The organism is Mycobacterium sp. NGS45 (assembly GCF_059812645.1).
Map to the genome: position 1 here is coordinate 1 of NZ_JCALDB010000017.1, position 26,239 is coordinate 26,239.

Consider the following 26,239-nt stretch of genomic DNA (forward strand, 5'->3'; position numbering starts at 1 on the left):
CGCGAGTTCGGGCTCGACGGATGACATGCGTTTCTGACACTCCTTGTAATTGGCGACCGTGGTCTGAGCAGCAGCTCGACGACGGGCTGGCACCCCGGCGGCGGTGGCCCTCCCCGACCCGGGCCACGTCGCCGACCATCAAGGCTAACCAATCGATCGGCTGGCACCAAAAGCGGTGGGGATTTGACCTTCCGCCGTCGCGCGGGGTCTGGACGACGGCAAATTTGCGCATGCGACAAGTCCCGCCCAGGAATCTGGGCGGGACTTGCGCAGTGCATGTTCACCTCGCCTGGCGGCTCGGCTCAGCGACCCCGGCCTCTCGGTTCCACTTCACCTCGCCTGGCGGCTCGGCTCAGTGGAACTGACCCTCTTCGGTCGAGCCGGCCAGCGCGGTGGTCGAGCTGTTCGGGTCCACCGTGGTGGCGATCCGGTCGAAGTAGCCGGCGCCGACTTCGCGCTGGTGCTTGGTGGCGGTGTAGCCACGCTCCTCGGCGGCGAACTCGCGCTCCTGCAACTCGACGTAAGCCTTCATCTGCTCGCGGGCGTAGCCGTGCGCCAGATCGAACATCGAGTAGTTCAGCGCGTGGAAACCGGCCAGCGTGATGAACTGGAACTTGAAGCCCATCGCGCCCAGCTCGCGCTGGAACTTGGCGATGGTGTCGTCGTCGAGGTGCTGCTTCCAGTTGAACGACGGCGAGCAGTTGTAGGACAGCATCTGGTCCGGGAACTCGGCCTTGACGCCCTCGGCGAACTTGCGGGCGAGCTCGAGGTCCGGGGTGCCGGTCTCCATCCAGATCAGGTCGGCGTACGGCGCGTAAGCCTTGGCACGGGCGATGCACGGCTCCAGGCCGTTCTTGACCCGGTAGAAGCCTTCGCTGGTGCGCTCACCGGTGATGAACGGGCGGTCGCGCTCGTCCACGTCGGAGGTGATCAGGGTGGCGGCCTCGGCGTCGGTGCGGGCGATGACCAGGGTCGGCACGTCGGCTACGTCGGCGGCCAGACGCGCGGAGGTCAGGGTGCGGATGTGCTGCTGGGTGGGGATCAGCACCTTGCCACCGAGGTGACCGCACTTCTTCTCAGAGGCCAGCTGGTCCTCCCAGTGCGAACCGGCCACACCGGCAGCGATCATGGCCTTCTGCAGCTCGTAGACGTTGAGCGCACCGCCGAAGCCGGCCTCACCGTCGGCCACGATCGGGGCCAGCCAGTTCTGCACCGAGGTGTCGCCCTCGACCTTGGCGATCTGGTCGGCGCGCAGCAGCGCGTTGTTGATCCGGCGGACCACCTGCGGCACCGAGTTGGCCGGGTAGAGGCTCTGGTCGGGGTAGGTGTGGCCGCTCAAGTTGGCGTCACCGGCGACCTGCCACCCGGACAGGTAGATGGCCTTCAGGCCGGCGCGGACCTGCTGCACGGCCTGGTTGCCGGTCAGCGCGCCCAGCGCGTTGACGAAGTCCATTTCATGCAGCTGCTCCCAGAGCACCTCGGCGCCACGACGGGCCAGGGTGTTCTCCTCGACGACGTGGCCCTGCAGGGCGACGACGTCGGCGGGGGTGTAGGTGCGGGTGATGCCCTTCCACCGCGGGTTGTGATCCCAGTCGTGCTGGATCTGCTCGGAGGACTTGGGCGTGCCGACAGTGGACATGGACTGCTCCTTGAAGGGTGGTGCTCGGAACTCTGGCAAGTCGCTGCCGGCATTGCCGGGATCACCGGCTTGCTAATACCGAAGCAACTTCACTGGTGTGCTAGGAACACCATGCCATCAGCTATCTGTGCTGGTCCAGTGGATTTGATTGCCAACTTTGGCCACGCATCGGCAAAACTTTGCAAAGTTTGCGAAGAAATCCCGGAGCTTAACCGGTTCAGAAGCTACCGGCCGGTAACCCTATCGATGCAGGTCAACCCGGAAAAATACCGGACAAACGTACTGCTAAAGCGAGAACAGCGCGGCGACCGCTTTGACGTCGGCGCCGACGGCGTATGTGAGCGTTGTAACAGCCCGATCGGTCAGTTCCGGACCGAACGCATCGGTGGAACCGGCTGGGTGCAGGTGCGACAGGATCTCGAGTTTGTCGCCGCCGGCGATCGGCGCATCGTGCTCGATGGTCACCCGCAGTGGCCCGGCCAGCAGCTCCGGATGGGCGTACAGGTAGTCCTCGATCACCGTCCAGTACACCGAGTTGTTCATGTGATCCCACATGTCGATGTCGGTGACCCGAACCGGGTACGGCTGCACGGTCACGGCGTCCTCGCGCGAGCCTGGCTTCAGGTAGGCCCTCCAGCGCAGCCGGTCCACGTCGGTGGTGCGGTGCAGGCCGGCCAGGAAGTCATCGGAGATCCGCGCCGGGGCCCCGGTGTCCTTGTTGGCATTGATCCAGAACGCCTCGGATTCCATCAACCCGCCCTTGCGACCGTCGATCCGCACCCGCATCTCGCACCACCGGTTCGAGGTTCCCGAGCACCAGCGCCGCAGCCGCAGGAAATCCTGGAATTCGATCGGCCGGATCAGGTCGACCATGGTGCGCCGCACGATCCAGGCCGGATGGGTGTCTTCGAAGCCCAGTTCGCGCAGGTGGTCCTGCCCGACGTCCTGGATATGCCGACAAGCCGCGTCGAAGCGCAACCGGCCGGTCCGGTCGATATCGCCGACCCGCAGCGGCCACTCGCGGTCGAAGACGTCGGGGTGCGGATCCGGCACGGGCATCAGGGTCTTACCCAACCCGGACTGACCGGTCTTGCTCGTTGCGCCTGCCATGCACTTCCCTTCGCCGCTGCCGTGCGGTCCGCGTCTGCCCGCCGAAACATCCGGGCGCACCTGCGCGATCATGCCAAACCAACGCCCGCAGCGTCGCACACCGGTGTTGCCAAGCCTGCGAAGCTGAACTTAACAAAAGGCGTAGCCTGTGCCGGTGGCCAAGACCTACGTCGGCGCGCGAGTGCGCCAGTTGCGCAGTGAGCGAGGTTTCTCGCAGGCCGCGCTGGCGCAGATGCTGGAGATCTCGCCGAGCTACCTGAACCAGATCGAGCACGATGTCCGGCCGTTGACCGCCTCGGTCCTGCTGCGCATCACCGACATGTTCGGCGTCGACGCCACCTTCTTCTCCTCCCAGGATGACACCCGGCTGGTCGCCGAGCTGCGAGAAGTGTTGCTGGACAAGGACGTCGACGTCGACGTCGACCTCGGCGAGGTCACCGCGGCGGTGGCCGCGCACCCGGACCTGGCGCGCGCGATGGTCGGCTTGCACCGGCGTTACCGGCTCACCACCGCGCAACTGGCCGCCGCCACCGAGGGCCGGTTCAACCTGACCGCCGAGGGCAGCGGCTCGGGGTCCATCAGCATGCCGCACGAGGAGGTCCGCGACTACTTCTACGAACGGCAGAACTATCTGCACGAGCTGGACACCGCGGCCGAGGACCTGACCGTGCGGATGCGGCTGCATCGTGGCGAGCTCGCCGCCGACATCGGCCAGCGGCTCACGCAGGTGCACGGCGTGCGGATTGTGCGGCGTGACCTCGGTGAGACGGTGCTGCACCGCTATGACCCCGACACCAAGACCCTGCTGATGAACGCGCACCTGTCCGGCGGTCAGCAGGTGTTCAAGCTCGCCACCGAGTTGGCTTATCTAGAGTTCGGCACGCTGATCGACTCCCTGGTCGACGAGGGCAAGTTCACCAGCGGCGAATCGCGCACCCTGGCCCGGCTGGGTCTGGCGAACTATTTCGCGGCCGCGACCGTGCTGCCGTATCAGCAGTTTCACGAAGTGGCCGAGAAGTTCCGCTACGACATCGAGCGGCTCTCGGCGTTCTACGCGGTGTCCTACGAGACCATCTGCCATCGGCTGTCCACTCTGCAGCGGCCGTCGATGCGCGGCGTGCCGTTCTCGTTCGTCCGGGTGGACCGGGCCGGCAACATGTCAAAACGTCAGTCGGCCACGGGCTTTCACTTCTCGGCCTCCGGTGGCACCTGCCCGCTGTGGAACGTCTACGAGACCTTCGCCAACCCGGGCAAGATCGGTGTGCAGGTCGCGCAGATGCCCGACGGCCGCAACTACCTGTGGGTGGCCCGCACCGTGGAACGCCGGGCCTCCCGCTACGGCCAGCCCGGTAAGACCTTCGCGATCGGGCTGGGCTGCGAACTGCGTCATGCCCAGCGGCTGGTCTACTCCGACGGAGTGGATCTCTCCGGTGGCGGCGCCACGCCGATCGGTGCGGGCTGCCGGGTCTGTGAACGCGACAACTGCCCGCAGCGCGCCTTCCCGGCGTTGGGCCGCGCGCTGGATCTCGACGAGCACCGCAGCACGGTCTCGCCGTACCTGGTCCGGCAGTGAAGCGGGCCGGGATCGACCGTCCCGGCCACCGGCACGGCGCCGGCTGGCAGAATCGCGGCCGATGAGCAGCGAACTCGAACCCGCCCGTATCCCGGTCACCCGGACGTTGCGTGACGTCGGCCCGATCAACTGGGTGATCTGCCAGGCCGGCGCCCGCGGCATCCGGGCTCCGCATTTCCACCTGTTCAACGCCTTTTCTCGGCACAGCAAGCTGTTCTGGAGTTGGCTGCCGGTCTCCGGCGTGCTGCTGTACTGGGGCAAGCTTTCCCGCCGCGACGCCGAGGTGGTGATCCTGCGGGTCGGGCATCTGCGTAATTCCGAATACGAGTTGCAGCAGCATCGTCGGCTTGCCCTCACCCGCGGGCTGGACGACGCCCTGCAGGCCCGCATCTTCGAGGGCCCGCAGGCCGAGGGGCTGTCCGATCGGCACCGCGCGTTGCTGACCGCGACCGACGAGTTCATCCTGGACCGCGGCGTCAGCGCCGAGACCTGGTCGGCGCTGGCCGCGCACTTCAGCGAAAAGCAGCTGATCGAATTCTGCTTGCTGGCAGCCCAATACGACGGGCTGGCCGCCACCATCAACACGCTGCAGCTGCCGCTGGACTTCCCGGACTAGAACCGTTCGGGCGTTGAGTTAGCGGTCAGGCATCAATTTTGCGAGCAGGGACCTACCTGGCTTCGCAATGAACGTAAAGGACGGCCGTGTTTTCAGCGGCCGGCGCCGGCCAGCACGGTGTCCTCGGCGCTGACCATGAAGCCCTGCGGCGGTCCGCCGATGGCGCCCACACACGCCACTCCCCCGTCCCGCAGCGCCATACAGGTGGCTCCGCCGGCGTCGATCCGGAATCCGGGTGGCAGCGCCCGGATGTTGCCGGGATAGTTCGGCGTGCTGAACGGCGGGTCGCCGGCCTTACGGGTGCCGACCGCGCCGGGAAGCTCGACGAACACCTCGTCGTGGCCGTCGTCCGCACCGGGAAGCTCACCGTCACAACCGATCACGCCGCCGCTGAACATGGCCATCTTGCAGGTCAAGCCGTTCTGCACAGTGAAGACCGGGTTCACGTTCTTCGGTCCGATGCCCACCAGGTAGTTGTCGTCGCTGCCGATGTAGTCATTGGGGTCGGGGAACTCAGCTGGCAAGCCGGGGGTGGCCGGTCCGATCCCGGCCTCGGTGGCCGAAATGCTCATCCAGGCGGTCACCGGAGTTCCCTTGGTGCACACCGTGATCGGACCCTGGCCGACAGCGCATTCGAAGTCGGCCAGGACGATCTTCTTGCCTTCATCGAGGACCGGCGCAGCCGAACCGGCCGGCTTGACGAATTGCGGTGTGGCGGTGGCCCGTAGTCCGCGCGCGGATTGGTCTGCGGCCAAGACGATCTCGTTGGCCGCAGACGCCGAACCCGGTAGGTGGCCGTCGCAGCCGGCGCGGGCGATGGCCGGCCGGATGGCGCACAGCAGCCCGTCCGGGGTCTGGAAGTAGGCCTCGTTGGACATCGAGTCCAGGAACGGCTCGACCGCCGTGGACTGGTACTCACTGAGATCCGGAGCCTGCGGTGCCGCAACGGCCGCCGGCACCGGTGCCAACACGGCCCCGGTCAGCATCGCCGCTGCACCAAGACTCAATCGCCGCATCATCGCAGCCATTGTAGGGGCGCCGAGGGTGGCCAACCGGCGTTCTGGCGTGCCCACTCAGAAGTTGATCATGTGGCCGGCCAACCCGTGGAAGCACTCCTGCAGAGCCTCCGACAGGGTCGGGTGGGTGTGCACGTTGCGGGCACACTCGAACGCGGTCAGATCCCACTTCTGCGCCAACGTGAGTTCGGGCAGCAGTTCGGAGACATCCGGTCCGATCAGGTGCCCGCCGAGCAGCTCGCCGTACTTGGCGTCGGCGATCAGCTTGACGAAGCCGGTCGGATCGGCCAGGCCGTGCGCCTTGCCGTTGGCGGTGAACGGGAACTTGGCCACCTTGACGTCGTAGCCCTCGTCCTTGGCCTGCTCTTCGGTCAGCCCGAAGCTGGCGACTTGCGGCTGACAGAACGTCGCGCGCGGCATCATCCGGTAGTCACCCAGCGTCATGGTCTCGGCGCCGGCGATGGTCTCGGCGGCCACCACGGCCTGCGCTTCGGCGACGTGCGCCAGCTGCAGCTTCCCGGTGACGTCACCGATGGCGTAGATGTGCGACACGCTGGTGCGCATGTAGTCGTTGATCCCGATCGCGCCGCGGTCGGTCAGCGCCACCCCCGCGGCGTCCAGGCCGTAGCCCTCCACGTTGGGCGCAAACCCGATGGCCTGCAACACCTTGTCGGCCTTGAGCTCTTCGGTTTTGCCGTCCTTGGACACGGTCACCGTCACCGCGTCGCCGGTGTCGTTGATGGACTCGACCTTGGTGCCGGTCAGGATCTTGACGCCCAGCTTCTTGTACTGCTTCTCGATCTCCTTGGAGACCTCGGCGTCCTCGTTGGGCAGCGCGCGCGGCAGGAACTCGACGATGGTGACGTCCACGCCGTAGTTCTTCAGCACGTAGGCGAACTCCATGCCGATGGCACCGGCCCCGGCGATGATGATCGAACCCGGCAGCTCGCGGCTCATGATCTGGTCTTCGTAGGTGACGACGTTCTCGCTCAGCGACGTGCCGGGGACCAGCCGGGTGCTGCTCCCGGTGGCGATGATCGCGTGGTCGAAGGTGACGTCCTCGCTGCCGCCCTCGTTGAGTGCGACGGTCAGAGCGTTGGGTCCGGTGAACTTGCCGTAACCGTGCAGTTCGGTGATCTTGTTCTTCTTCATCAGGAAGTGCACACCGGCGACCCGGCCGTCGGCGACCTTGCGGCTGCGGTCGAACGCCGCGCCGTAGTCGAAGCTGGCCTCACCGGTGATGCCGAAGGTCTTGGCTTCCTTGGTGAAGATGTGCGCCAGTTCGGCGTTGCGCAGCAACGCCTTGGACGGGATGCATCCGACGTTCAGGCACACCCCACCCCAGTACTTGGGTTCGACGATGGCGGTGTTCAGGCCCAGTTGCGCAGAGCGGATGGCCGCTACGTAGCCACCGGGACCGGCTCCGAGGACGACGACGTCAAAGTGAGTCACGGTTCCCTACCCTAATGCGCGCCCGCGGCAAGCCGCAGGCGCTACAGCGTTGGAGACGGGATCCAGCCGAACGCGTACATCCCGTAGAGCGCGGCCGCGCCCACACCGGTGGCGCACGGCGCCGACATCACCGCCAGCGCGGTCGTCGACACCAAGGGCCGGTTCTCCGACATCGACACCAGCAGCGCGGCCAGCGTGCACGCGATGACGTAGAACAGCACGGCCAATTCCACGATGGACTTGTCCACCGTGTGGAACCACCAGTAGAAGAACCCGACGCCGACCGCGGCGGCCAGCAGCCAGATGCCCGCGGTGAGCAGAGCGAACTTCCACCGCTTCAGGAAGACCAGCTGTCCGGGCACCGCCGCCGGGCGCGCCACCACCGGTTGCGGTCCCGACGTTGATGCGTCCTGGGTGGGCGCGTCCTGCGCGTCCTGCTCGACGTCGACGGCGGCGACGTCGGCTGCTGCGGCGGCGGGTTCGGGGTCGGCGCCGACGTAGTCGGCGTCGGAAGGGGCGGCAAGCGTCTCGGCACCGCCGTCGCCGGGGACGTCGCCGTCGCCGTCCGGAGCGCCGGTGTCGGCGTCGAGCTCATCGATGTCGGGTCGTTGGGATTCCGAACCGTGCTCGGCCGACCAGGCGCGCAGCGGCTCCGGATGCGGGCCGGTGTCGAAGATCGGCGCGGAATGCGGCTCGGTCAGTGGCAGCGCACCGGTGTCGGTGGGCGTGAACCACGGCGACGACGTCGGCTCAGGCACCGTTCACCACCTGGACCAGGACCAGCACGGCAAACCATCCGGGGCCGATCGCCAGGATGAACGCGCCCAGCGCGGTCACCCAGCGCCGTGACGAGGTCACGATCAGCGCGCTGCCCAGCGCGGTCGGCACACCGAGCACCAGGGCCATCACGACGTCCGGCCGCACGTGCGCCTCGATTCGAAGGGTCGCGATGATGGCGAGAAACACGCCGATCGCACAGCCGACCAGCATCGCGCTCGTCAACACCCTGGCCCGAGGGAAGGGAATCACACCAGTAACAGTACGCAGGCCAGAGCTAGTTTCTTGGTCTGAGGGCGAGTGTGGCCGAGCCGTTATCGGATCGGTATTGCGCAGGCGTCGCTGGCCTCGGCGATCACCGCGCCGCGGGGCTGGTCGGGCCGCCGACCCTGTTCGTAGGCCGCGCCGGTGAGCGCGGGGGCGTCGGCCAGCGCGGTGATCTCCGCGGAACTGAAAGCCCGCCCACGCGACAAGAACCGCAGTCCTTCGGGCGCTTCCAGCGAAAACCCGGAACCGCGGCCAGGTACGACGTCGATCACCAACTGGGTGTGCTGCCAGGCCGCGAACTGCGGTCCGGAGATCCACACCGGAACCCCGTCGGGCTGATCGTCGCCGGTGACGTCGAGCAGGCCGAGCAGTACGTCGCGGTCACCGACGATGAAGTCGCCGACCGGGTAACACATCGGCGAGGATCCGTCGCAGCAGCCACCGGACTGGTGGAACATCACCGGTCCGTGCCGCTGCTGCAGTTCGCCGAGCAGCTGCGCAGCCGCCCGGGTGATCAACACCCGCGCCGGGACCACCATGCACGCCAGGTTACTGCCGCCGCGACAATGTCGGGATGAGCAGCCAGACACCCGAAGATCCGTACCTGTGGTTGGAAGACGTCAGCGGCGAGCGGGCGCTGGACTGGGTGCGCGCACACAACGAGCCCACACTGGCCGAACTGTGCGGTGAACGCTTCGAGCAACTGCGCACCGAAGCACTCGAGGTGCTCGACACCGACGCCCGGATCCCGTACGTGCGCCGGCGCGGCGAGTACCTGTACAACTTCTGGCGCGACGGCGCCAACCCGCGCGGGTTGTGGCGGCGCACCACGCTGGACAGTTACCGCAGCGACGAACCGGACTGGGATGTCCTGATCGACGTCGACGCACTGGCCGGCGCCGAGGACGAGAACTGGGTGTGGGCCGGCGCCGAGGTGGTCGAGCCGGAACTGACCCGTGCGCTGATCAGCTTGTCGCGCGGCGGCTCGGACGCCACGGTGGTCCGCGAATTCGATCTGGTCACCCGCACGTTCGTCGATGACGGCTTCGCGCTGCCGGAAGCCAAGACCGACGCGTCCTGGCAGGGTCCGGACACCGTGCTGGTGGGCACCGACTTCGGCCCGGGCTCGCTGACCGAGTCCGGGTATCCGCGGATCGTCAAACGCTGGCAGCGAGGGCAACCGCTGGAGCAGGCGACCACGCTGTTCACCGGCGATCCGAGTGACGTCTCGGTGGGTGCGGGTTACGACCCGACGCCCGGCTTCGAGCGGCTGTTCGTGGTCCGCGCGCTGGACTTCTTCAACCGGGAACGCTACGAGTTGCGCGGCGAGGAGCTGATCCGGCTGGACGTGCCCACCGACGCCGCGATCTCGACGCACCGGCAGTGGCTGCTGATCCGACCGCGCACCGACTGGTGGGTGGCCGACACCTGCTATCCGGCCGGTTGCCTGCTGGCCGCTGACTATGACGAATTCCTGTCCGGGACAATCAATCTGAGCGTGGTCTTCGAACCCGATCCGCACACCAGCCTGCAGACCTACTCGTGGACCAGGGATCGGCTGATCCTGGTCACCCTGGTCGACGTCAGCACCCACGTCGAGGTGGTGCTGCCGGGATCATGGCGCCGTGAGCCGGTGCCGGGCATCCCGCCCAACACCACCTCGGTGCTCGTCGACACCGACCAGTACGGCGACGAGATCATGGTGGACTGCAGCGGTTTCGACACCCCGTCGCAGTTGCTGTGGGGTCACGCCGGCGACGAGTTGACCGCGCTCAAGAGCGCGCCAGACTTCTTCGACGCCTCCGGCATCGAGGTGCACCAGCACTTCGTCGCGTCGACCGACGGCACGAAGATTCCGTATTTCGTCGTGCGGCCGCGCAATTCCGCCGGGCCGGGCCCGACGCTGCTCAGCGGCTACGGCGGTTTCGAGAACTCCAACACTCCGGGCTACGCGGGCGTGCTGGGCCGGTTGTGGTTGTCCCGCGGCGGTACCTACGTGTTGGCCAACATCCGTGGCGGCGGCGAGTACGGGCCCACCTGGCACACCCAGGCGATCCGGGAGAACCGGTACAAGGTGTACGAGGACTTCGCCGCGGTGGCACAGGATCTGGTCGACCGTGGCATCACCACCGTGCCGCAACTGGGCGCGCAGGGCGGCAGCAACGGCGGGCTGTTGATGGGCGTGATGTTGACCCGCTACCCGCAGCTGTTCGGCGCGCTGGTCTGCAGCGTCCCACTGCTGGACATGAAACGCTTCCACCTGCTGCTCGCGGGCGCGTCCTGGGTGGCCGAGTACGGCAACCCTGACGACCCGGCGGATTGGGAGTTCATCGCGAAATATTCGCCGTACCAGAATATTTCGCCGGACGCCGACTACCCGGCGTTGTTGATGACCACCTCGACCCGAGATGACCGGGTGCATCCCGGGCACGCCCGCAAGATGACCGCGGCGCTCGAGGCCGTCGGCCATCGGGTGCGCTACTACGAGAACATCGAAGGTGGGCACTCCGGTGCGGCCGACAACGCACAGGTGGCGTTCAAGTCCGCACTGACCTACGAGTTCCTGTGGCGCATGCTGGGTTGACCCAGCCCTCGCGACCTCCCGGGCTACTTCGCCCAGCCTCCCGGGCCTGCGGTTTCATACCCGACACGCCGCTCTCGGCGTATCAAAACGCAGGAAGTGGCACGGGATGATTGTCCGCGCTGCGCTTTCATACGCCTTCCCCGGCGTGTCGGGTATGAAACCGCAGTGGCGACGGCAGGAAGGTCCGTCAGTCTGTCAGCCCGGCTTGCGCACCGTGCGCTGGGCCACCCCGCCGAGCCCGGCCGCCACGACGCCGAGTAGCACCAACGCGCCGCCGACGGCCAGGGTGAGGTTGAGCCACTGATGCATGCTGTCGGTGGCGTGCCGGATCAGCGCCTCGGCGATCTGCCGGATGTCTGCGCTGGCGGTGTCCAATGCGGCATCCAGTGCGCGGCGGCCCACTTCCAGACCGGCCCAGCCGGCGGCACCCACCAGGAGCGCCGAAACCCCCAGGGCACCCAGGGCTTTCCCGCGCGAACGGGCCACCCCCAGCGTCAGCAATGCGAGCACACCGGTGAGCAGGGTGGCGCCCACACTGACCCACGGTCCCCAGGTGGCGGCCTGCTGCAGCCGGCCGGGACGCAGCGCGTCGGGGGCGGCCTCGGTCAGTGGTACCGGCAGGCTCTCGGGCACCCTGATGTCGAATTGCTGCAGCGTCGGCTGGAATGCGCTGTCGGCCAGCATCGGCGCGATGTCGATCACCCAGCGGCCCTGCGGGTCGGTGCCGGAGGCGACTGTGTTGGTGAACAGCCAGCGGTGCGCGAACCGGTTGGCCTGCGCGAACTGGCCCGGGAACGCCGAGCCGCCGGTGTAGGCCGCGGCCACCGAACGCAGCACCGACTCGTTGCCGGTGTAACCGAGTTCGACCACCTGGGTGGCCAGTTCAGCGGCCACCGCTTGTTGCAGTTGGGAATCAGACGCCGCGCGCTGCGCGAACGCGGCGTACCCGTCGGCATCGACCACGTTCTGCTGCACCCACGACGTCGGCAGCGCGACGGCCAATGCGGCCGTGGTGAGCAACCACAGCAGTGCCGTGCACACCAACCGCACCCGTCGGCCTCCTTCTGGTCACCAGCGTCATCTCGCCCCGTGCATCTTCTCGCATCGGCTCACCTCGCGATGCCCCGCACGTAGGCGGCCTGCCCGAGATGCTGGGCGCAGTCGTCGACGATGCTGACCAGCCGCACCCCAGCGGTCACCGGAGGAGCCCAGTTGCGGTCCACGATTCGGCCCAGCTCCTGCGGCGTCACGGTGGCCAGGTACTCCAGCGTGGCGTCGTGCACACCGTGGTAGTAGCCGGACAGCAACCCGGCCGACGCCCGCACCTTGCCGACGTCCTCGGCGGTGTGCCCGTAGCCGTGCGCGTCGCGCGGCAGGTCCAGCGCGAAGCGATCCACCCAGCCGTCGGTGAACCACACCTGCTCGCGCTCAGCGATGTCGCACAGCTGCCAGTCGTGGATCCGCGCGCTGTGCCACACCAGCCAGGCAATGCTGTTGGCGTTCGGCGTCGGACGGTAGGCGGAGACCTTGTCGCTCAGCCCGTCGGTGATCTCGTCGACGTGCTCGATCAGTCGGGTGAAGGCGTCGCGCAGCAGGTCCCGCACGGCCTCGGCATCAGCAGAGTCGGCCATCCCGCCAAGCTACGCCGCTGCGGATGTGGCCTGGCGGCTTGCGCAGAAATACCTACGGTTGGGCCGCTCGCCGCGTGCTTAGCATCGGTGGATGCGCAGTTTCCGCGAGTTCGTCTTCGCCGCGATGATCCCGGTCAATCTCTTGATGATCCTGTGGATGTGGCTCGGCCGCGGCCTGTTCGGTGCCACGCTGGGCTGGATGGCCGCGTTCATGCTCTTCACCGCGGTGCCGCTGCTGCTGATCCTGCTCACCATCACGACCGTGCTGGCCTTCCAGCAGCCCGGAAAGCCCCGGTTGAGCACGGCCAGCGCGTGCACTCAAGTCGGACTGTGGTCGATCATGCTGGTCTTCGGCGCAGTGGTGGTCGACGTCGACGACGGCAGCCCCGAGGAGTCCGTGCTGATCAACCTGATCGGCTGGAGCCCTGAGACTTTGGGCTTCAGCCTGCAGTTCACCGCGGTGCTGGCCGGCGCCGCGCTGGTGTGCTGGGTGTGCCTCGCCGCGTTGTTGATCGCCGGGTTGAAGCGCCGCCGGCCCGCCGCTACGCCGGTTCCTCGGTAGTGCGATGGAACACCGCCTCGACGTTGTTGCCGTCGGGGTCGCGCACGAAGGCGCCGTAGTAGCCGGGGTGATATTCCGGCCAGATCCGCGGCGCATGCAGCGACTCGGCCCCCAGCTCCAGCGCGGCCCGGTAAAACGCGTCTACCGCGTCGACGTCCGCCGCACCGAACGCGATGTGCACTTCGCGGTTGGGTCCGTTGGCGTCCCCGGCTGAGGCGTCGGCGATCCAGAAGGACGGGTGGTCGCGGCCGTAGCCGATGGCCACCCCGTAATCCAGCTGTCTGGTGTAGCCGAGCACACCGAGCACCCGGTCGTAGAACTGTTGTGATGCGGTCCAGTCCTGGCAGTTGATTCCGAGGTGATCGATCATCATTGCGACGCTACGCCCGGAGCACGGAATTATCGGCGGGAACCAGCGCGGATCAGACCTAGACTTTGAGCCCATGCGCACCTTCGCCACGCCGGTGACCGTGGCCCTGGTGATTTGGGCTGCTGGTGCCAGCGCGGCGCTGTGGCTGGCGATTCCCATCCTCGTGATGCTCACCCCGGCACTGTGTTTCGCGTTCCGTCCGGCTCCTGCACGACGCCTTTCGATCCAGACCGCATCGGTCAGCGTGTTGTGGGCGGGGCTGGCGACGATCGGTGTCGCCGGAGCGGGGTTTCGCCGTGACCAGACCTACCAGTCGCTGCTGACCCTGGCCCTCGGCGAACATCTGCGCCACCTCGGCGAGGTTCTGGTCACGGCCGCCATCCACGTGGGCGGCATCGCCTGGATCGTGTTCACCTGCGCCGCAATGAGCGGGATCGTGCCGAACAATCCGGGCGTCAGCCGACTCACCCGCGCGGTGTTCGACCTGATGCCCGCGGTGAACGTGATCCTGCTGGTCTGGGTATGGGTCGGCCGCGGCTGGTTCGGCGCACTGGGCGCGAACGTGTTCTTCCTTACCTTCATGCAGTTTCCGTTCCTGGTGGCGGCGGCGGCCCTGACCACCTGGCTGGCCCTGACCCAAGCACCGGACCGGCCCCGCTGGCTGATCGGCAGCCAAGCCGTCGCGCAGACGGTGGCGTGGCTGAGCCTGCTCGTCTACGGCTTCGTCGTGGTGGACACCGATAACGTCGGCACCGCACCGGGCAAGACCTATTTCTCGGCGCTCACCGCAGTGTTCGGCTCAGACGAGCAGACCCTGCAGCTGAGCCGGACCCTGGAGTCGCTCAGTGCCATGGCCGGCACGTGCGCCTGGTTCGCGCTGCTGGCCGCCCTGCTCGCCGCCCGGCTCCGATCGGCAGGTCCGATCCGCGCCGGGCACCCGGAGCAGCGACGTACATTCGAGGCATGACCTCCGATACTCCACGTCAGAACGAATACGACCTGGTCATCCGGGGTGGGACCGTGGTCGACGGGCTGGGCGGAGACCCCTACCCGGCCGACGTCGCAATCCGCGACGGCGTCATCGTCGAAGTCGGCGCCGTCACCGGAACCGCGGCCCGCGAGATCGACGCGACCGGTCATCTGGTCACGCCGGGGTTCGTCGACTTGCACACCCACTATGACGGTCAGGCGATCTGGAGCGAGCGGCTCACCCCGTCGTCGGCGCACGGCGTCACCACCGCGGTGATGGGCAACTGCGGCGTCGGCTTCGCCCCGTGCCGGCCGGCCGACCACGACGTGCTGGTGGACGTGATGGCCGGGGTCGAGGACATTCCCGGGTGTGGTGATGGTCGACGGGCTGCCCTGGACCTGGGAGACCTTCCCCGAGTTCCTCGACGCCCTGGATGCCGGTAAGCGGGACATCGATGTGGCTGCGCTGCTGCCGCATTCACCGCTGCGGGTGTACGTGATGGGCCAACGCGGCATCGACCGCGAACCGGCCACCGCCGAGGATCTGGCGCTGCTGCGCAAGCTGACCGCCGAGGCCGTGCAGGCCGGCGCGCTGGGTTTCGCGTCGTCGCGGTTCACGTTGCACAAGACCGAAAGTGGGCGCCCCATCCCCAGTTACGACGCCGACTACGCCGAGATCGAGGCCATCGCCCGGGGCGTGGACGACGCCGGCGGCGGGTTGATCCAGTTCGTCCCCGACCTGGTGGCCGGTGACTACCAACCGGTGCTGCAGACCGTGTTCGACGTCGCCGCCGAGGTGGGCCTGCCGGTGACGTTCACGCTGGCGATCGGCAACGCCGGACCGCCGTTCTACCTGGATGCCTTGACCATGGTGGAGAAGGCCAACGCCGACGCGGGTGACGACGGCCCACGGGTCACCGCGCAGATCTTCCCCCGCCCGATCGGTCTGGTGCTCGGCCTGGAACTGTCCGGCAATCCGTTCGTGCTCTACCCCAGCTACCGGGCACTGGCCGCGATGCCACTGGCCGAGCGGGTCGCTGAGATGCGCAAACCCGAAGTCCGGCAACGTATTCTGAGCGATTCACCGGCCAGCGACGGGCATCCGCTGATGTTCGCGGTGCAGGCCTGGGACTACATGTTTCCGCTGGGCGCCGACCCGGATTACGAACCGGACCCGTCCACCTCGATCGGCGCGCGGGCCCGGGCGCGCGGCATCGACCCGCTCGAGGAGGCCTACGACCGGCTGCTCGACGACGACGGGCACGCCATGCTGTTGGTGACGCTGGCCAACTTCCGCGACGGCTCCCTGGACACCGTCGCCGAACTGCTGCCGCGCGAGGACGTGGTGCTCGGTCTCGGTGACGGCGGCGCGCACTACGGCATGATCTGCGACGCGTCCTTCCCGACCTATCTGCTTTCCCACTGGGTACGCGACCGCGACTCGGGCCGGTTGTCGATCCAGCAGGCGGTGCGGGAGTTGACGTCGGTGCCGGCCCGGGTGGCGGGTCTGGCCGATCGGGGTCGCATCGCGGTCGGCTACAAGGCCGATCTCAACGTGATCGACGCCGACCGGCTGCGGTTGCACCGGCCGGTGGTCAGCCACGACCTGCCCGGCGGTGGGCGCCGGCTGGACCAAACCGCCGACGGCTACGTCGCCACCGTCGTCTCCGGGCAGGTGATCGCCGAGCACGGCCGGCCCACGTCGGCGCGGCCCGGGCGGCTGGTCCGCGGCCGCCAACCCGCACCGGCCTCAACGGACTAGGGTCGGGTTCGTGAGCGGCACCGTGGACCTGGACCGATTGACCGAGGCGCTGAGCGACTACGACGCGGCCTTCCTGGTCACCGTCGGCGCCGACTTCCGCGCGCACACCGTGATGGTCGATCCAGTGCTGGTCGACGGCGTCTTCGAGGTCGGCCAGATCGGCGGGCACACCAGCGCCAACCTGGAATCCGGCCACGTCGACGTCAGCCTGCTGTGGCCGCCGCATGAGCCCGGCGGTTACGCCTTGATGGTCGATGGCCGCGGCGAGTTGGTCGGCGATGCGTTGCGGGTGGTGCCGGTCAAGGCGCTGCTGCATCGGCGGGCCGCACCCGGATCACCGGCTGCCGAGTCCGGCTGCCTGCACGATTGCGTGGTGTTCAAGGCCTGAGTCCGCGGCCCGCGACTTTTCGGCTCGAGTTCGGGGCATAACCGGGCGCCGAGGTGGGTATGGGCGCAGTGATGGATGTCTACAACCTTGCCTTCGAATGGACCGAAACCAACCGACACTGGCTCATCGAAGTACCGATCCGGATCGTCGCCTACATCATCGTCGCCCTGGTCGTCCGCTGGCTGCTGCACCGGATGATCGACCGGGCGTCCACCGGCAGAACCCGTAAGGCCAGCAAGCACGACACGGTGGAGCACACGCCGGAGGGCAGCGCCGAGGTACCCGACAAGACGCCGCCGATGCTGCGCTTCCTGCGCGAGCGCGCGCCGACCAACACCACCGGCGCGAAGACCGCCGAACGTCGCCAGCAGCGCGCCCAGACCATCGGCTCGGTACTGAAGTCCACGGTGTCGATCGTGTTGCTGGTCTGGCTGGCGCTGGCGCTGCTCAACGTGCTCGGCGTCAACATCGCACCGTTCATCGCTTCGGCCGGTGTGGTCGGCTTGGCCATCGGCTTCGGCGCGCAGAACCTGGTGCGTGACTTCGTAACCGGGGTGTTCATGCTGCTCGAAGACCAGTACGGGGTGGGTGACATCGTCGACTTCGGCGAGGTGATCGGCGAAGTGGAAAGCGTGGGGTTGCGGGTCACCACGGTGCGCGACATCGACGGCACGTTGTGGTACATCCGCAACGGCGAGATCCTGCGGGTCGGGAACATGAGCCAGGACTACGCCGTCGCCCGGATCGAGGTGCCGGTGGCGCTGACCGCCGACGTGGTGAAGGCCGAGCGGGTCGCGGTGCAAGCCGCCGAGACCGCAATCAAGGACGCCAGCCTGGCCAAGAAGGTGATCGGCGAGCCGGAAATGCTGGGTGTGCAGGAGCTTTCACCGGATCTGCTCAAGCTGCGGATGACCGTGAAGACGCAGCCGAATGCGCAGTGGTCGGTGCAGCGCCGGTTGCGGCGTGAGATCCTGCGGGCCTACGACCAGCACGGCATCGACCTGCCGTACCCGAACGGCCGCGGCGTGCTGCTGGCCGAGCGCGGCGAGGAATAGCCGGTCAACGGGTGCGCAGCGGGACCGCGATGCCGGCGACCATCAGCAGCACGTCGTCGCAGGCGGCGGCGATCTGCGTGTTGAGAATTCCGAGCTGATCGCGAAACAGCCGGCCCGAGGCGGTATCCGGCACCACGCCGCTACCCACCTCGTTGCTGACCGCCACCACCGGTACCGGGCAGTCTTGCAGCGCGGCCACCAGCTCGCCGATGTCGGCGGCCAGTGCTTCGACCGCGGCGCCGTCCCAGCCGTCGTGGTGATCGATGCGTCCGGTCAGCCAGGTGCCCAAACAATCGAGCAGTACCGGGGCATCCGCACCGCGCAAATGCGGTGCCACGTCCAGGGTTTCGACGGTGCGCCAGTGCGCGGGGCGGCGGGCCCGATGCGTGCGGATCCGCTCGGCCCATTCGTCGTCGCCGTCGCGGCGTCCACCGGTGGCGAGATAGGTCACCCGGTCGTACCCGGACAGCAACGCCTCGGCGCGCACCGACTTGCCACTGCGCACACCACCGAGCACCAGGGTGCGGTTTGGGTATTCAGTCTTGGCGCCCGCGCCGAGTTCGACGATTTCGCCGTCGCGGCCGGCCCGCGCGCCGCAGTCCGCCAGCGCCTGATCGAGTTCCGGTCCGGGCGGGTTGTGGTGACTCAGGTGCACGGCCACCACCTCGGTGTGCTGCTGGACGGCGCCCGAGGCTCGCAGTTCGGCCAGGGTGGCCGCGAACGCCGGTAGATCGTGGTGGTCGGTGCCGTGGCTAATGTAGGGGCCGAAGGTCTGCTCCAGGAACAACGCGTCGAAGCCCGCACCGGCGACGGCGGCCCGGGTACCGGCCGGCAGCGGCCCGGTGTCGGTGGCCCACAACATCTTTGCCCCACCGCGCGACACTGCGTAGAGCACCGCGGTGTCCCCGACCACCCCGGTATGCGCGGCTTCCAACACCGACACTGCGTAGTCCTCGCCGCCATCGCCGGGCAGGGTCAACTGCTCGCCCGGATCGACGGTGCGGAACCGGATCGGATCGTCCGGGCCCACCCAGTCCCGGCACTGATCGACCGCGCCGGGCGGGCCGATCACCTCCAACGGTTCGGGGTGACCGGCCCATCCCCGCATCACCAGCGCCGCCGGGCCGACGTGGTCGAAATGCCCGTGGGTCAACAGGATATAGCGCACACCGGCCAGCGTCCGGCCGTGGCGCAGCGCCGACCGCGGCGCCTCCGGGCTGCAGTCGATCAGCACGGTGCCGTCGACCAGGGCTGCGGTCTGCCCACGAATTTCGTTGGCCGCCAACGCCCATCGGCATGAGCGGCAATTGCAGAACGGGTTCGGCCAGCCGTCGGCGCTGCCGGTGCCCAGCAGCAGCACCTGCATCACGGCACCGTCCCGTCGCGTACCGGCAGCACTGAGATGTTCCCGTCGTGCTGCACCACCTGCACGTTGGCCTGATACACCGCGGCGATCCGCTCGGCGGTCAGCACCTGCGCCGGAGCACCGTCGGCCACCACCCGGCCGGTCTGCAGCATCACCATCCGGTCGGCGTACTGGCCGGCCAGCGTCAGGTCGTGCATGGCCGCGAGCACGGTCAACCGGTCGGCGCTGCGCATGGTGTCGACCAGTTCGAGCACCTGCTGTTGGTGCCCGATGTCCAACGCGCTGGTGGGTTCATCGAGCATCAGCACCGACGGTTGCTGCGCCAGCGCCCGGGCCAGCACCACGCGCTGCAGTTCACCGCCGGACAGTTCGGTGGCCAGCCGATCGGCCAGATCGGTTAGGTCCAACCGCTGCAACACTTCCCGCACCGCCTCGCGGTCGAGCCTCGAGGGCGCCCCGAACCGTGCGATGTGCGGGGTGCGGCCCAGCGCCACCAGCTCACCGACCCGCACGCCGTCAGGCACGGTTGGGCGTTGCGGCATCAACGCAACCACGGCCGCAGTCTGCTTGCGCCGCACCGCGTGTGGATCCAGGCCGGCCAGCCGCACGGTCCCGGTCACGTCGGCCGCACCGCCGAGCAGGCCGGCCAGCACATGCAGCAACGTGGTCTTACCGGCGCCGTTCGGGCCGACCACGCTGACCCACTCGCCGGCCTCCACCGTCAGGTTGACGCCGTCGAGAACCATCGCGCCGCGGCGCTGTACCCGCAGGTCGACACATGTCACGGCGGTCATGTCGCGCTCCGGCTGCGGCGCAACACCACCAAGAAGAACGGCGCGCCGATCGCGGCGGTCACCACGCCGATCGGCAGTTCGGCCGGCGCCAACGCCCAGCGCGCCAACACATCTGTCAACATCAGGAAGGCCGCACCGGCGAGCACCGACAGCGGCAGCAGCAGCCGGTGTCCGGGACCGACCAGCAGCCGCATCGCATGCGGCACCACGATGCCGACGAACCCGATCAACCCGCTGACGCTGACCACCGCCGCGGTACCCAGGGTGGCCACCGCGACCAGCAGCAGCCGCACCCGGGCCGGGTCGACCCCCAGGCTGGCAGCCTCCAGATCGCCGACCGCCATCACGTCCAGGATCCGGCCGAACAGCAGGATCACCGCGACGGTGAGCAGCACATACGGCAGTGCGACCCCGACCTCGGTCCAGCCGTTGGTGGCCAGCCGGCCCAGCAGCCAGCTGTACACCTGCCGCATCGAGTCGTCGTAGCGCTGCTGTAAGAAGGTTTGGCCGGCGTTGGCGAACGCGGCCACCGCGACCCCGGCCAGGATGATCACGGTCTCGGTCTGGCCGCCGACCCCGCGACTGAGCAGATAGGTGGCGGTCACTGCCAGCAGCCCGCCGGCGAAGGCGGCCGCGGGCACCGCGAATGTGCTTACCGCCGTGCCGAATACGATCACCGCGGTGGCTCCCAGCCCGGCCCCGCTGGACACGCCCAGCAGATACGGGTCGGCCAGCGGGTTGCGGAACACCCCTTGATAGGCCGCGCCCGCGATGGCCAGCGTGCCGCCCACCAGCGCGCCGAGCACCACCCGCGGCAGCCGGATCTGCCACAGCACGGCCTGCTGCGCGGCGCTCAGGCCGTGCTCGACATCGATGCCGGGCAGCCGGTCGAGCAGCGCGGCCAGCACCGCGCGCACCGGCAGGTCCGCCGGCCCGACCAGCGTCGCGAACAGGGCTGTGGCCAGCGCGCCGAGCACGCCCGCCGCGATCACCGCCCCGCGGTGCCGGTCAGCCCGCGGCCGCGACAGCGTGCACCTCTGCGATCACGTCGCCGATCTGGCGCACCATATCGACCACCCGTGGGCCCCAACGGCTGGCGACGTCAGCGTCCAACTCGTAGATCCGCCCGTCGCGTACCGCCGACACCTGCGCCCAACCGGGCCGCTCGGTGACCGCAGCCGCGCTCACCCCGCAGCACTGCACGTCGGCCAGGAAGATCAGTTCCGGATCGGCGCTCACCACGAACTCTTCGGACAGTTGCGGGTAGGCGTCCGTGCCGGAGCCGTCGGCGATGTTGGTCAACCCGAACAGCCCGTAGAGGTGCCCGACGAACGACGCCCCGGTGACGCTGAACAGCGTGGGATCCAGTTCGTGGTAGTAGGTCAGGTCGGTGCGTGGGGTGGCGGCGACGACGTCGTCGATCTCGCGGCGCATCTCGGCCACCAGTTCGTCGGCCTCGGTGATCTGTCCGGTGGCCGCGCCGATCTGCTCGATCTGGGCGTAGACGTCGTCGAGGTTCACCGGCGCGGGCTGCGATAGCAGCTCGACGCCGGCCGCGCCCAACCCGGCGGCCAGGTCGTCGGGCGCGTCGTCGATGATCACCAGATCCGGCTGATAGCTCAGGATCGCTTCGATGTTGGGGGTGTAGCCGGACAGGTCGGCCTGAGTGGGCACGCCGGTGGGATGGTTGGACTGCCCGTCCACGGCGATCACCTGCGGACCGGCGCCGAGCGCCCAGAGCGTCTCGGTGGCCGACGGGCTCAGCGACACGATTCGCTGCGGACGCTCCCCGGTGTTGGTGGCGGGTTGCGGTGCCGCCGTGCAGGCGCCGAGGCAGACGGCCAGCAGCGCCGACAGCATCGCGATCAGCTGCGCCAGGCACTTCGCGGGGTGCTTCACGACGAGAACCAGTCCTTCATCCGAGGAGGCTTCGGTCCGTGGCTCAGCTGACCTGGCTTGGCCGCGTCGAACGGCTTCACAGTTGCGGGACAGCGCGGGTTTCGAACCCGACTTCACTGGACACCACGCGCCCGACGGCGCCGGGCATGACGAGCCTAGCTCTCGGCGCGGACCGGCCGAAAACGTGGTGATCAGCGTGGTGGCCACGGTGCTGCTGAAACCTGCTGCGCTGCAAGCATCCAGATGCCGAAAGGCCCGGCCTGCCGAAGCAGACCGGGCCTTCCCGTGTAGAGCTGGACTCAGAAGCCCATGTCGCCCATGCCACCGGTCGGGTCGCCGACGGGAGCGGCGGCCTTCTCCGGCTTGTCGGCCACGACGGCCTCGGTGGTGAGGAACAGCGCCGCGATGGACGCCGCGTTCTGCAGCGCCGAGCGGGTGACCTTCACCGGGTCGGCGACGCCGGCCTTGAGCAGATCCTCGTACTCGCCGGTGGCAGCGTTCAGCCCGGTGCCGGACTTCTCGTTGCGCACCTTCTCGGCGACCACGCCGGGCTCCAGGCCTGCGTTGAAGGCGATCTGCTTCAGCGGAGCCTCAAGCGCGACCTTGACGATGTTGGCGCCAGTGGCCTCGTCACCGTCGAGCTTGAGCTCGTCCAGAGCCGGAGCCGACTGCAGCAGGGCCACGCCACCACCGGCGACGATGCCCTCCTCGACGGCGGCCTTGGCGTTGCGCACGGCGTCCTCGATGCGGTGCTTGCGCTCCTTGAGCTCCACCTCGGTGGCAGCACCGGCCTTGATCACCGCAACACCGCCGGCCAGCTTGGCCAGCCGCTCCTGCAGCTTCTCGCGGTCGTAGTCGGAGTCGCTGTTCTCGATCTCGGACCGGATCTGGGCCACCCGGCCGGCGATGGCGTCGGAGTCACCGGCGCCCTCGACGATGGTGGTCTCGTCCTTGGTCACGACGATCTTGCGGGCCTGGCCCAGCAGCGAGATGTCGGCGGTCTCCAGGGACAGACCGACCTCTTCGCTGACGACCTGACCACCGGTGAGGATGGCCATGTCCTGCAGCATCGCCTTGCGGCGGTCACCGAAGCCCGGCGCCTTGACGGCCACGGACTTGAAGGTGCCGCGGATCTTGTTGACCACCAGGGTGGACAGGGCTTCGCCCTCGACGTCCTCGGCGATGATCAGCAGCGGCTTGCCGGACTGGATGACCTTCTCCAGCAGCGGCAGCAGGTCCTTGACGGTCGAGATCTTGGAGCTGACCAGCAGGATGTAGGGATCCTCCAGGACGGCTTCCTGACGCTCGGCGTCGGTCACGAAGTAACCCGAGATGTAGCCCTTGTCGAAGCGCATACCCTCGGTGAGCTCGAGCTGCAGGCCGAAGGTGTTGGACTCCTCGACGGTGATGACACCCTCGTTGCCGACCTTGTCCATGGCCTCGGCGATCAGGTCGCCGATGGTGGTGTCGCCCGCGGAGATCCCGGCGGTGGCCGCGATCTGCTCCTTGGTCTCGACCTCCTTGGCGCTCTTCAGCAGGGTCTCGGTGACCTTCTCGACGGCCTTCTCGATGCCGCGCTTGAGGCCGAGCGGGTTGGCGCCGGCCGCGACGTTGCGCAGACCTTCGCGAACCAGAGCCTGGGCCAGCACGGTGGCGGTGGTGGTGCCGTCGCCCGCGACGTCGTCGGTCTTCTTGGCGACTTCCTTGACCAGCTCAGCGCCGATCTTCTCGTACGGGTCCTCCAGCTCGATCTCCTTGGCGATGGACACACCATCGTTGGTGATCGTGGGGGCACCCCACTTCTTCTCCAGGACGACGTTGCGGCCCTTGGGGCCCAGCGTCACCTTCACGGCGTCGGCGAGGGCGTTCAGGCCCCGCTCGAGACCCCGACGGGCCTCTTCGTCATACGCAATTGTCTTGGCCATTGCGAAGTTCTTCCTCCATATAGGGGATGACTCAATTACTTACGCTGGCCGGGTGCAGTGCCCGCGACGGACGGCCGTGGGGAATTGGGCCCCTGCCTCACCGTCCCGACCTAGCACTCACAAGTCGAGAGTGCCAACTGCATTCTTAGCACTCGGGCATGGCGAGTGCAAGGTGTGTTCGCCCGTCGCGATCGGACGATTCCTGCCGAGATCGAGACGATCAGCTGCCGGCCTGGTAGACGAACAGATCCACCCGATCCCCGGCGGCGAGGATCAGCAGGGTGTGCGCCCGCGGCGGAGTGCCCTGGAAGTCGTCGGTGAGCACGTCGTTGCCGGACGCCACCCGGGTGGTCACCGCGAGTTGGTGGTACGGGAGCGCGCCGGGCTGCGGGGTGTCCGCGTTGCACACGAAGGTCGGTCGCCGACTGAAGTCCGCGACGATCTCGTCGTTGCAGCGTGGTGTGCGCAGCGCCGGAAAGCCCGGATTGGCCTGCGCGACGGCGGCGACGGCGTCATCGAAGGTTCCGGGGGCGCGGTAGGTGCCCCACACCGCCGGGGCACCGGTGAAGAACGGCGACTCGGTCATGTCCAGGAACGTGAAGCCGTCCGGGATTGCGATCTCGAGGTGTTCCATCAACCGTGCCGAACCCCGCTCATCGAGATGACGCGGTTTCGGGTCGTCATCGAAGACGAAGAACATCACTCCGAAGGCCACGATCAGGGCAACGAAGCCGACCAGGATGGGCGCCAGGACCAGGGTCAGAACGCGCTGCACGCGGGCGCGACGTAGCCGCTCGGGATCGGCTGGTCGTCGACGGCTGGAATTCACCGGACACTCCATTTCGGTCGGGGGCGATGTTGGTCGCGCCTGCTCATCAGTTGCCGCGCGCGAAGACGAACAGCCTTACCTGCGCGTGATCATCGACCAACAACAGAGTCTCGGTGTTGGGCGGAGCGCCGGCGAAGTTGTCCGAAAGGACCGTGTGCCATCCACGGTGCGGGTGCTGACCCGCAACATTGCGTCCGGACTGCACGTGAAACCAGCACTGCTGTCGAAATCCTCGATGATCTCGTCGTCGCAGCCCGCCGAGCGAAACAGCGGAAAGTCCGAATTGACGTCGCGCAGCGCCTGCTCAGCTGCGGCCAGGTCCACAGGCGCGCGGTAGCGGCCGCGGTAGTCGTCGTAGCCGGAGAACACCACGTAGGCCGACGCGTCCTCGAAGACGAACCCGTCCGGGATGATGACATCCCTGCCTTGCAGCGCCTCCGATGCCGCCTCAGCATCCATGGGTTGCTGGCCCCAGTTGTCGTCGTCGAGAAAAAGGGACCAGAACAACGTGATTCGCACCGCGAAGAGCAACCCGGCTACCGCGATGCCCGCGGTGACGACCGCCAGCAGCACATGCCACCAGCGCAGCCCGCGGCGCGCCGGACGTTGTACGGTCACCATTCGACGCTAACCGGTGTGGGGTGCTGGTTCGGGCATTGAATTGCCGGCGCTCGGCGACCGTGCCGTCACCGTCACCGCCACCGCCACCGCCACCGCGTTGAAAGCCTGCAGGAGGATTCCTCATTCGATGTTCGTAGAGCCGCGAGCAAGGAATGACGTACCTCGTCGGCGCCGAGTGAGGAATCACGTACCCCGTCGCCGCCGAGTGAGGAATCACGTATCTCGTCGCCGCCGAGTGAGGAGTGACGCACAGGGTTACTCGCACAACGTGTACAGGATTCCTCAGTCGGCACGTAGCACCTGCAGGATTCCTCACTCGGCAGCAAAAGTGTGCGTGGTTCCTCACTCGGCGCGGGTTCAATGCCGAATGAGGTCCCGTCTTCGACTGACACGCAGCTACCGCCTGCGTGTCCAGCTCTCAGCGGTGTTGGCGTTCCGCGCTCACCCGTTCGGCCAGGCGGCCCCGGCGTTCTTGCTGACGCTCCTTGACGGCAGTCACCACCTTCTCGACCTTGTCAGCCCGCTGCTGCCGACGCTGCTCGATCCCGGACGCCACGCGATCCACCCGGTCCGCAATTCGCTCCAGCGGACCGACGCGCCGCTGCGGGCCAGGTGCGCCCAGCCGATCCCGAACCTTCTGCTTCAACTCCGGCGCCCGTTGCGGCGCCTTCCCGGCACGGGAGGCCGACGGCTCGGTCGTCTGACCCAACGCCGGGGCCGGCACATTCCGCTTGATCTCGCCGTCGTGCAGATAAGGACGGGTGTCGCCGGGCTTGTCGTGCCGCAGGTAGCCGGCGTCGATGATTGGCCGCAGCACCCGGTCGGCCTGATCCACCAGCTGATCCGGAACTCCGACGAGCCGCAGCGGCTCGGTCAGCGGGAGGTTCTCGGTCGGCACGAAATAGGTCGTCACATTGCCGTCGACGGTGACGTTCTCGGCCGGGACATCGACGGGGTTGGTCGCCGCGATCGGTGGGCCGTGCACGAACTGCGTACCCAACACCGCGTTGGCGCTCGCCAGCAGATTCCACGGC

General features: G+C 67.9%; 25 protein-coding genes, 1 pseudogene and 1 riboswitch. Of the genes and pseudogenes, 8 read left to right on the forward strand and 18 right to left on the reverse strand.

The genetic code is table 11. The features are described 5' to 3' along the window. Positions 1 to 352 precede the first annotated feature (352 nt). Complete coding sequence (gene aceA / locus AC5Y3P_RS15905) at positions 353 to 1,639, reverse strand: isocitrate lyase (protein WP_500046885.1); 1,287 nt, start codon at positions 1,637 to 1,639, stop codon at positions 353 to 355. Between the two features lie 285 nt (positions 1,640 to 1,924). Continuing rightward, complete coding sequence (locus AC5Y3P_RS15910) at positions 1,925 to 2,749, reverse strand: acyl-ACP thioesterase domain-containing protein (RefSeq protein ID WP_500046886.1); 825 nt, start codon at positions 2,747 to 2,749, stop codon at positions 1,925 to 1,927. Between the two features lie 154 nt (positions 2,750 to 2,903). On the opposite strand from AC5Y3P_RS15910, the gene ramB reads away from it, so the two are divergent. Together ramB and AC5Y3P_RS15920 are read left to right on the forward strand one after the other, a co-directional pair. Beyond that, positions 2,904 to 4,322, forward strand: a complete 1,419-nt coding sequence (gene ramB / locus AC5Y3P_RS15915; RefSeq protein WP_500046887.1) for an acetate metabolism transcriptional regulator RamB — start codon at positions 2,904 to 2,906, stop codon at positions 4,320 to 4,322. 61 nt (positions 4,323 to 4,383) lie between these two features. Continuing rightward, complete coding sequence (locus tag AC5Y3P_RS15920; RefSeq protein ID WP_500046888.1) at positions 4,384 to 4,938, forward strand: carboxymuconolactone decarboxylase family protein; 555 nt, start codon at positions 4,384 to 4,386, stop codon at positions 4,936 to 4,938. Positions 4,939 to 5,030: 92 nt separating this feature from the next. Here AC5Y3P_RS15920 and AC5Y3P_RS15925 read toward each other — a convergent pair whose 3' ends face one another. The 5 genes from AC5Y3P_RS15925 to AC5Y3P_RS15945 all read right to left on the reverse strand — a co-directional run bounded on the left by AC5Y3P_RS15925 (position 5,031) and on the right by AC5Y3P_RS15945 (position 8,989). Further along, entirely contained in the window at positions 5,031 to 5,957 is a 927-nt protein-coding gene (locus tag AC5Y3P_RS15925) for a hypothetical protein (protein ID WP_500046889.1), read from the reverse strand. 54 nt (positions 5,958 to 6,011) lie between these two features. Next, positions 6,012 to 7,406, reverse strand: a complete 1,395-nt coding sequence (gene lpdA, locus AC5Y3P_RS15930) for a dihydrolipoyl dehydrogenase (protein WP_500046890.1) — start codon at positions 7,404 to 7,406, stop codon at positions 6,012 to 6,014. Positions 7,407 to 7,447: 41 nt separating this feature from the next. Then, on the reverse strand, positions 7,448 to 8,164 hold the full coding sequence (locus tag AC5Y3P_RS15935) for a hypothetical protein (RefSeq protein ID WP_500046891.1): 717 nt from the start codon (positions 8,162 to 8,164) through the stop codon (positions 7,448 to 7,450). Further along, a complete protein-coding gene (locus tag AC5Y3P_RS15940; RefSeq protein WP_500046892.1) occupies positions 8,157 to 8,435 on the reverse strand; it encodes a putative holin in 279 nt (92 codons plus the stop codon). Before AC5Y3P_RS15940 ends, AC5Y3P_RS15935 begins: the two co-directional genes overlap by 8 nt. A 62-nt stretch (positions 8,436 to 8,497) precedes the next feature. Further along, the gene (locus AC5Y3P_RS15945; protein ID WP_500046893.1) at positions 8,498 to 8,989 is read right to left on the reverse strand and encodes a DUF779 domain-containing protein; all 492 of its coding nucleotides are present in this window, start codon (positions 8,987 to 8,989) and stop codon (positions 8,498 to 8,500) included. A 35-nt stretch (positions 8,990 to 9,024) separates the two neighbouring features. Here AC5Y3P_RS15945 and AC5Y3P_RS15950 point away from each other — a divergent pair, with 35 nt between their 5' ends. Next, entirely contained in the window at positions 9,025 to 11,034 is a 2,010-nt protein-coding gene (locus AC5Y3P_RS15950) for a prolyl oligopeptidase family serine peptidase (RefSeq protein WP_500046894.1), read from the forward strand. Positions 11,035 to 11,229: 195 nt separating this feature from the next. Here AC5Y3P_RS15950 and AC5Y3P_RS15955 read toward each other — a convergent pair whose 3' ends face one another. Both AC5Y3P_RS15955 and AC5Y3P_RS15960 read right to left on the reverse strand, forming a co-directional pair. Further along, on the reverse strand, positions 11,230 to 12,084 hold the full coding sequence (locus AC5Y3P_RS15955) for a hypothetical protein (RefSeq protein ID WP_500046895.1): 855 nt from the start codon (positions 12,082 to 12,084) through the stop codon (positions 11,230 to 11,232). A 59-nt stretch (positions 12,085 to 12,143) separates the two neighbouring features. Next, complete coding sequence (locus tag AC5Y3P_RS15960) at positions 12,144 to 12,665, reverse strand: mycothiol transferase (RefSeq protein ID WP_500046896.1); 522 nt, start codon at positions 12,663 to 12,665, stop codon at positions 12,144 to 12,146. Between the two features lie 91 nt (positions 12,666 to 12,756). Between AC5Y3P_RS15960 and AC5Y3P_RS15965 the strand changes: the two genes are divergently transcribed. Beyond that, the gene (locus AC5Y3P_RS15965) at positions 12,757 to 13,227 is read left to right on the forward strand and encodes a hypothetical protein (RefSeq protein ID WP_500046897.1); all 471 of its coding nucleotides are present in this window, start codon (positions 12,757 to 12,759) and stop codon (positions 13,225 to 13,227) included. Here the strand turns inward: AC5Y3P_RS15965 and AC5Y3P_RS15970 are convergent. Continuing rightward, complete coding sequence (locus AC5Y3P_RS15970) at positions 13,208 to 13,597, reverse strand: VOC family protein (protein ID WP_500046898.1); 390 nt, start codon at positions 13,595 to 13,597, stop codon at positions 13,208 to 13,210. The genes AC5Y3P_RS15965 and AC5Y3P_RS15970 overlap by 20 nt on opposite strands. A 73-nt stretch (positions 13,598 to 13,670) precedes the next feature. Here AC5Y3P_RS15970 and AC5Y3P_RS15975 point away from each other — a divergent pair, with 73 nt between their 5' ends. From AC5Y3P_RS15975 to AC5Y3P_RS15990, 4 genes and pseudogenes are all read left to right on the forward strand, one after another. Further along, the gene (locus AC5Y3P_RS15975; protein ID WP_500046899.1) at positions 13,671 to 14,564 is read left to right on the forward strand and encodes a hypothetical protein; all 894 of its coding nucleotides are present in this window, start codon (positions 13,671 to 13,673) and stop codon (positions 14,562 to 14,564) included. Next, positions 14,561 to 16,328, forward strand: a pseudogene (locus AC5Y3P_RS15980) (N-acyl-D-amino-acid deacylase family protein). Before AC5Y3P_RS15975 ends, AC5Y3P_RS15980 begins: the two are co-directional and overlap by 4 nt. A 10-nt stretch (positions 16,329 to 16,338) precedes the next feature. Continuing rightward, on the forward strand, positions 16,339 to 16,716 hold the full coding sequence (locus tag AC5Y3P_RS15985; RefSeq protein WP_500046900.1) for a pyridoxamine 5'-phosphate oxidase family protein: 378 nt from the start codon (positions 16,339 to 16,341) through the stop codon (positions 16,714 to 16,716). A 71-nt stretch (positions 16,717 to 16,787) separates the two neighbouring features. Then, positions 16,788 to 17,771: a mechanosensitive ion channel family protein gene (locus AC5Y3P_RS15990; protein ID WP_500046972.1), complete on the forward strand. Its 984-nt coding sequence runs from the start codon at positions 16,788 to 16,790 to the stop codon at positions 17,769 to 17,771. Positions 17,772 to 17,775: 4 nt separating this feature from the next. Here the strand turns inward: AC5Y3P_RS15990 and AC5Y3P_RS15995 are convergent, their stop codons facing one another. The 8 genes from AC5Y3P_RS15995 to AC5Y3P_RS16030 all read right to left on the reverse strand — a co-directional run bounded on the left by AC5Y3P_RS15995 (position 17,776) and on the right by AC5Y3P_RS16030 (position 26,208). Continuing rightward, positions 17,776 to 19,137, reverse strand: coding sequence for a bifunctional adenosylcobinamide kinase/adenosylcobinamide-phosphate guanylyltransferase (locus AC5Y3P_RS15995; RefSeq protein ID WP_500046901.1), 1,362 nt, complete (start codon positions 19,135 to 19,137; stop codon positions 17,776 to 17,778). Next, a complete protein-coding gene (locus AC5Y3P_RS16000) occupies positions 19,137 to 19,931 on the reverse strand; it encodes an ABC transporter ATP-binding protein (RefSeq protein ID WP_500046902.1) in 795 nt (264 codons plus the stop codon). Before AC5Y3P_RS16000 ends, AC5Y3P_RS15995 begins: the two co-directional genes overlap by 1 nt. Next, on the reverse strand, positions 19,928 to 20,923 hold the full coding sequence (locus AC5Y3P_RS16005) for a FecCD family ABC transporter permease (protein WP_500046903.1): 996 nt from the start codon (positions 20,921 to 20,923) through the stop codon (positions 19,928 to 19,930). Before AC5Y3P_RS16005 ends, AC5Y3P_RS16000 begins: the two co-directional genes overlap by 4 nt. Before the next feature lie 16 nt (positions 20,924 to 20,939). Further along, positions 20,940 to 21,791 carry an ABC transporter substrate-binding protein gene (locus tag AC5Y3P_RS16010; protein WP_500046973.1) on the reverse strand — a complete coding sequence of 284 codons (852 nt, stop codon included), beginning with the start codon at positions 21,789 to 21,791 and terminating at the stop codon, positions 20,940 to 20,942. Between the two features lie 64 nt (positions 21,792 to 21,855). Then, positions 21,856 to 21,971: riboswitch (cobalamin riboswitch) on the reverse strand. Between the two features lie 158 nt (positions 21,972 to 22,129). Next, positions 22,130 to 23,755, reverse strand: a complete 1,626-nt coding sequence (gene groL, locus AC5Y3P_RS16015; protein WP_500046904.1) for a chaperonin GroEL — start codon at positions 23,753 to 23,755, stop codon at positions 22,130 to 22,132. Positions 23,756 to 23,975: 220 nt separating this feature from the next. After that, positions 23,976 to 24,584, reverse strand: coding sequence for a hypothetical protein (locus tag AC5Y3P_RS16020; RefSeq protein ID WP_500046905.1), 609 nt, complete (start codon positions 24,582 to 24,584; stop codon positions 23,976 to 23,978). 75 nt (positions 24,585 to 24,659) lie between these two features. Further along, complete coding sequence (locus AC5Y3P_RS16025) at positions 24,660 to 25,157, reverse strand: hypothetical protein (RefSeq protein ID WP_500046906.1); 498 nt, start codon at positions 25,155 to 25,157, stop codon at positions 24,660 to 24,662. A 466-nt stretch (positions 25,158 to 25,623) separates the two neighbouring features. Beyond that, positions 25,624 to 26,208 (reverse strand): PE-PPE domain-containing protein, encoded by a 585-nt coding sequence (locus AC5Y3P_RS16030; protein ID WP_500046907.1) that lies wholly within the window; start codon positions 26,206 to 26,208, stop codon positions 25,624 to 25,626. Positions 26,209 to 26,239 lie beyond the last annotated feature (31 nt).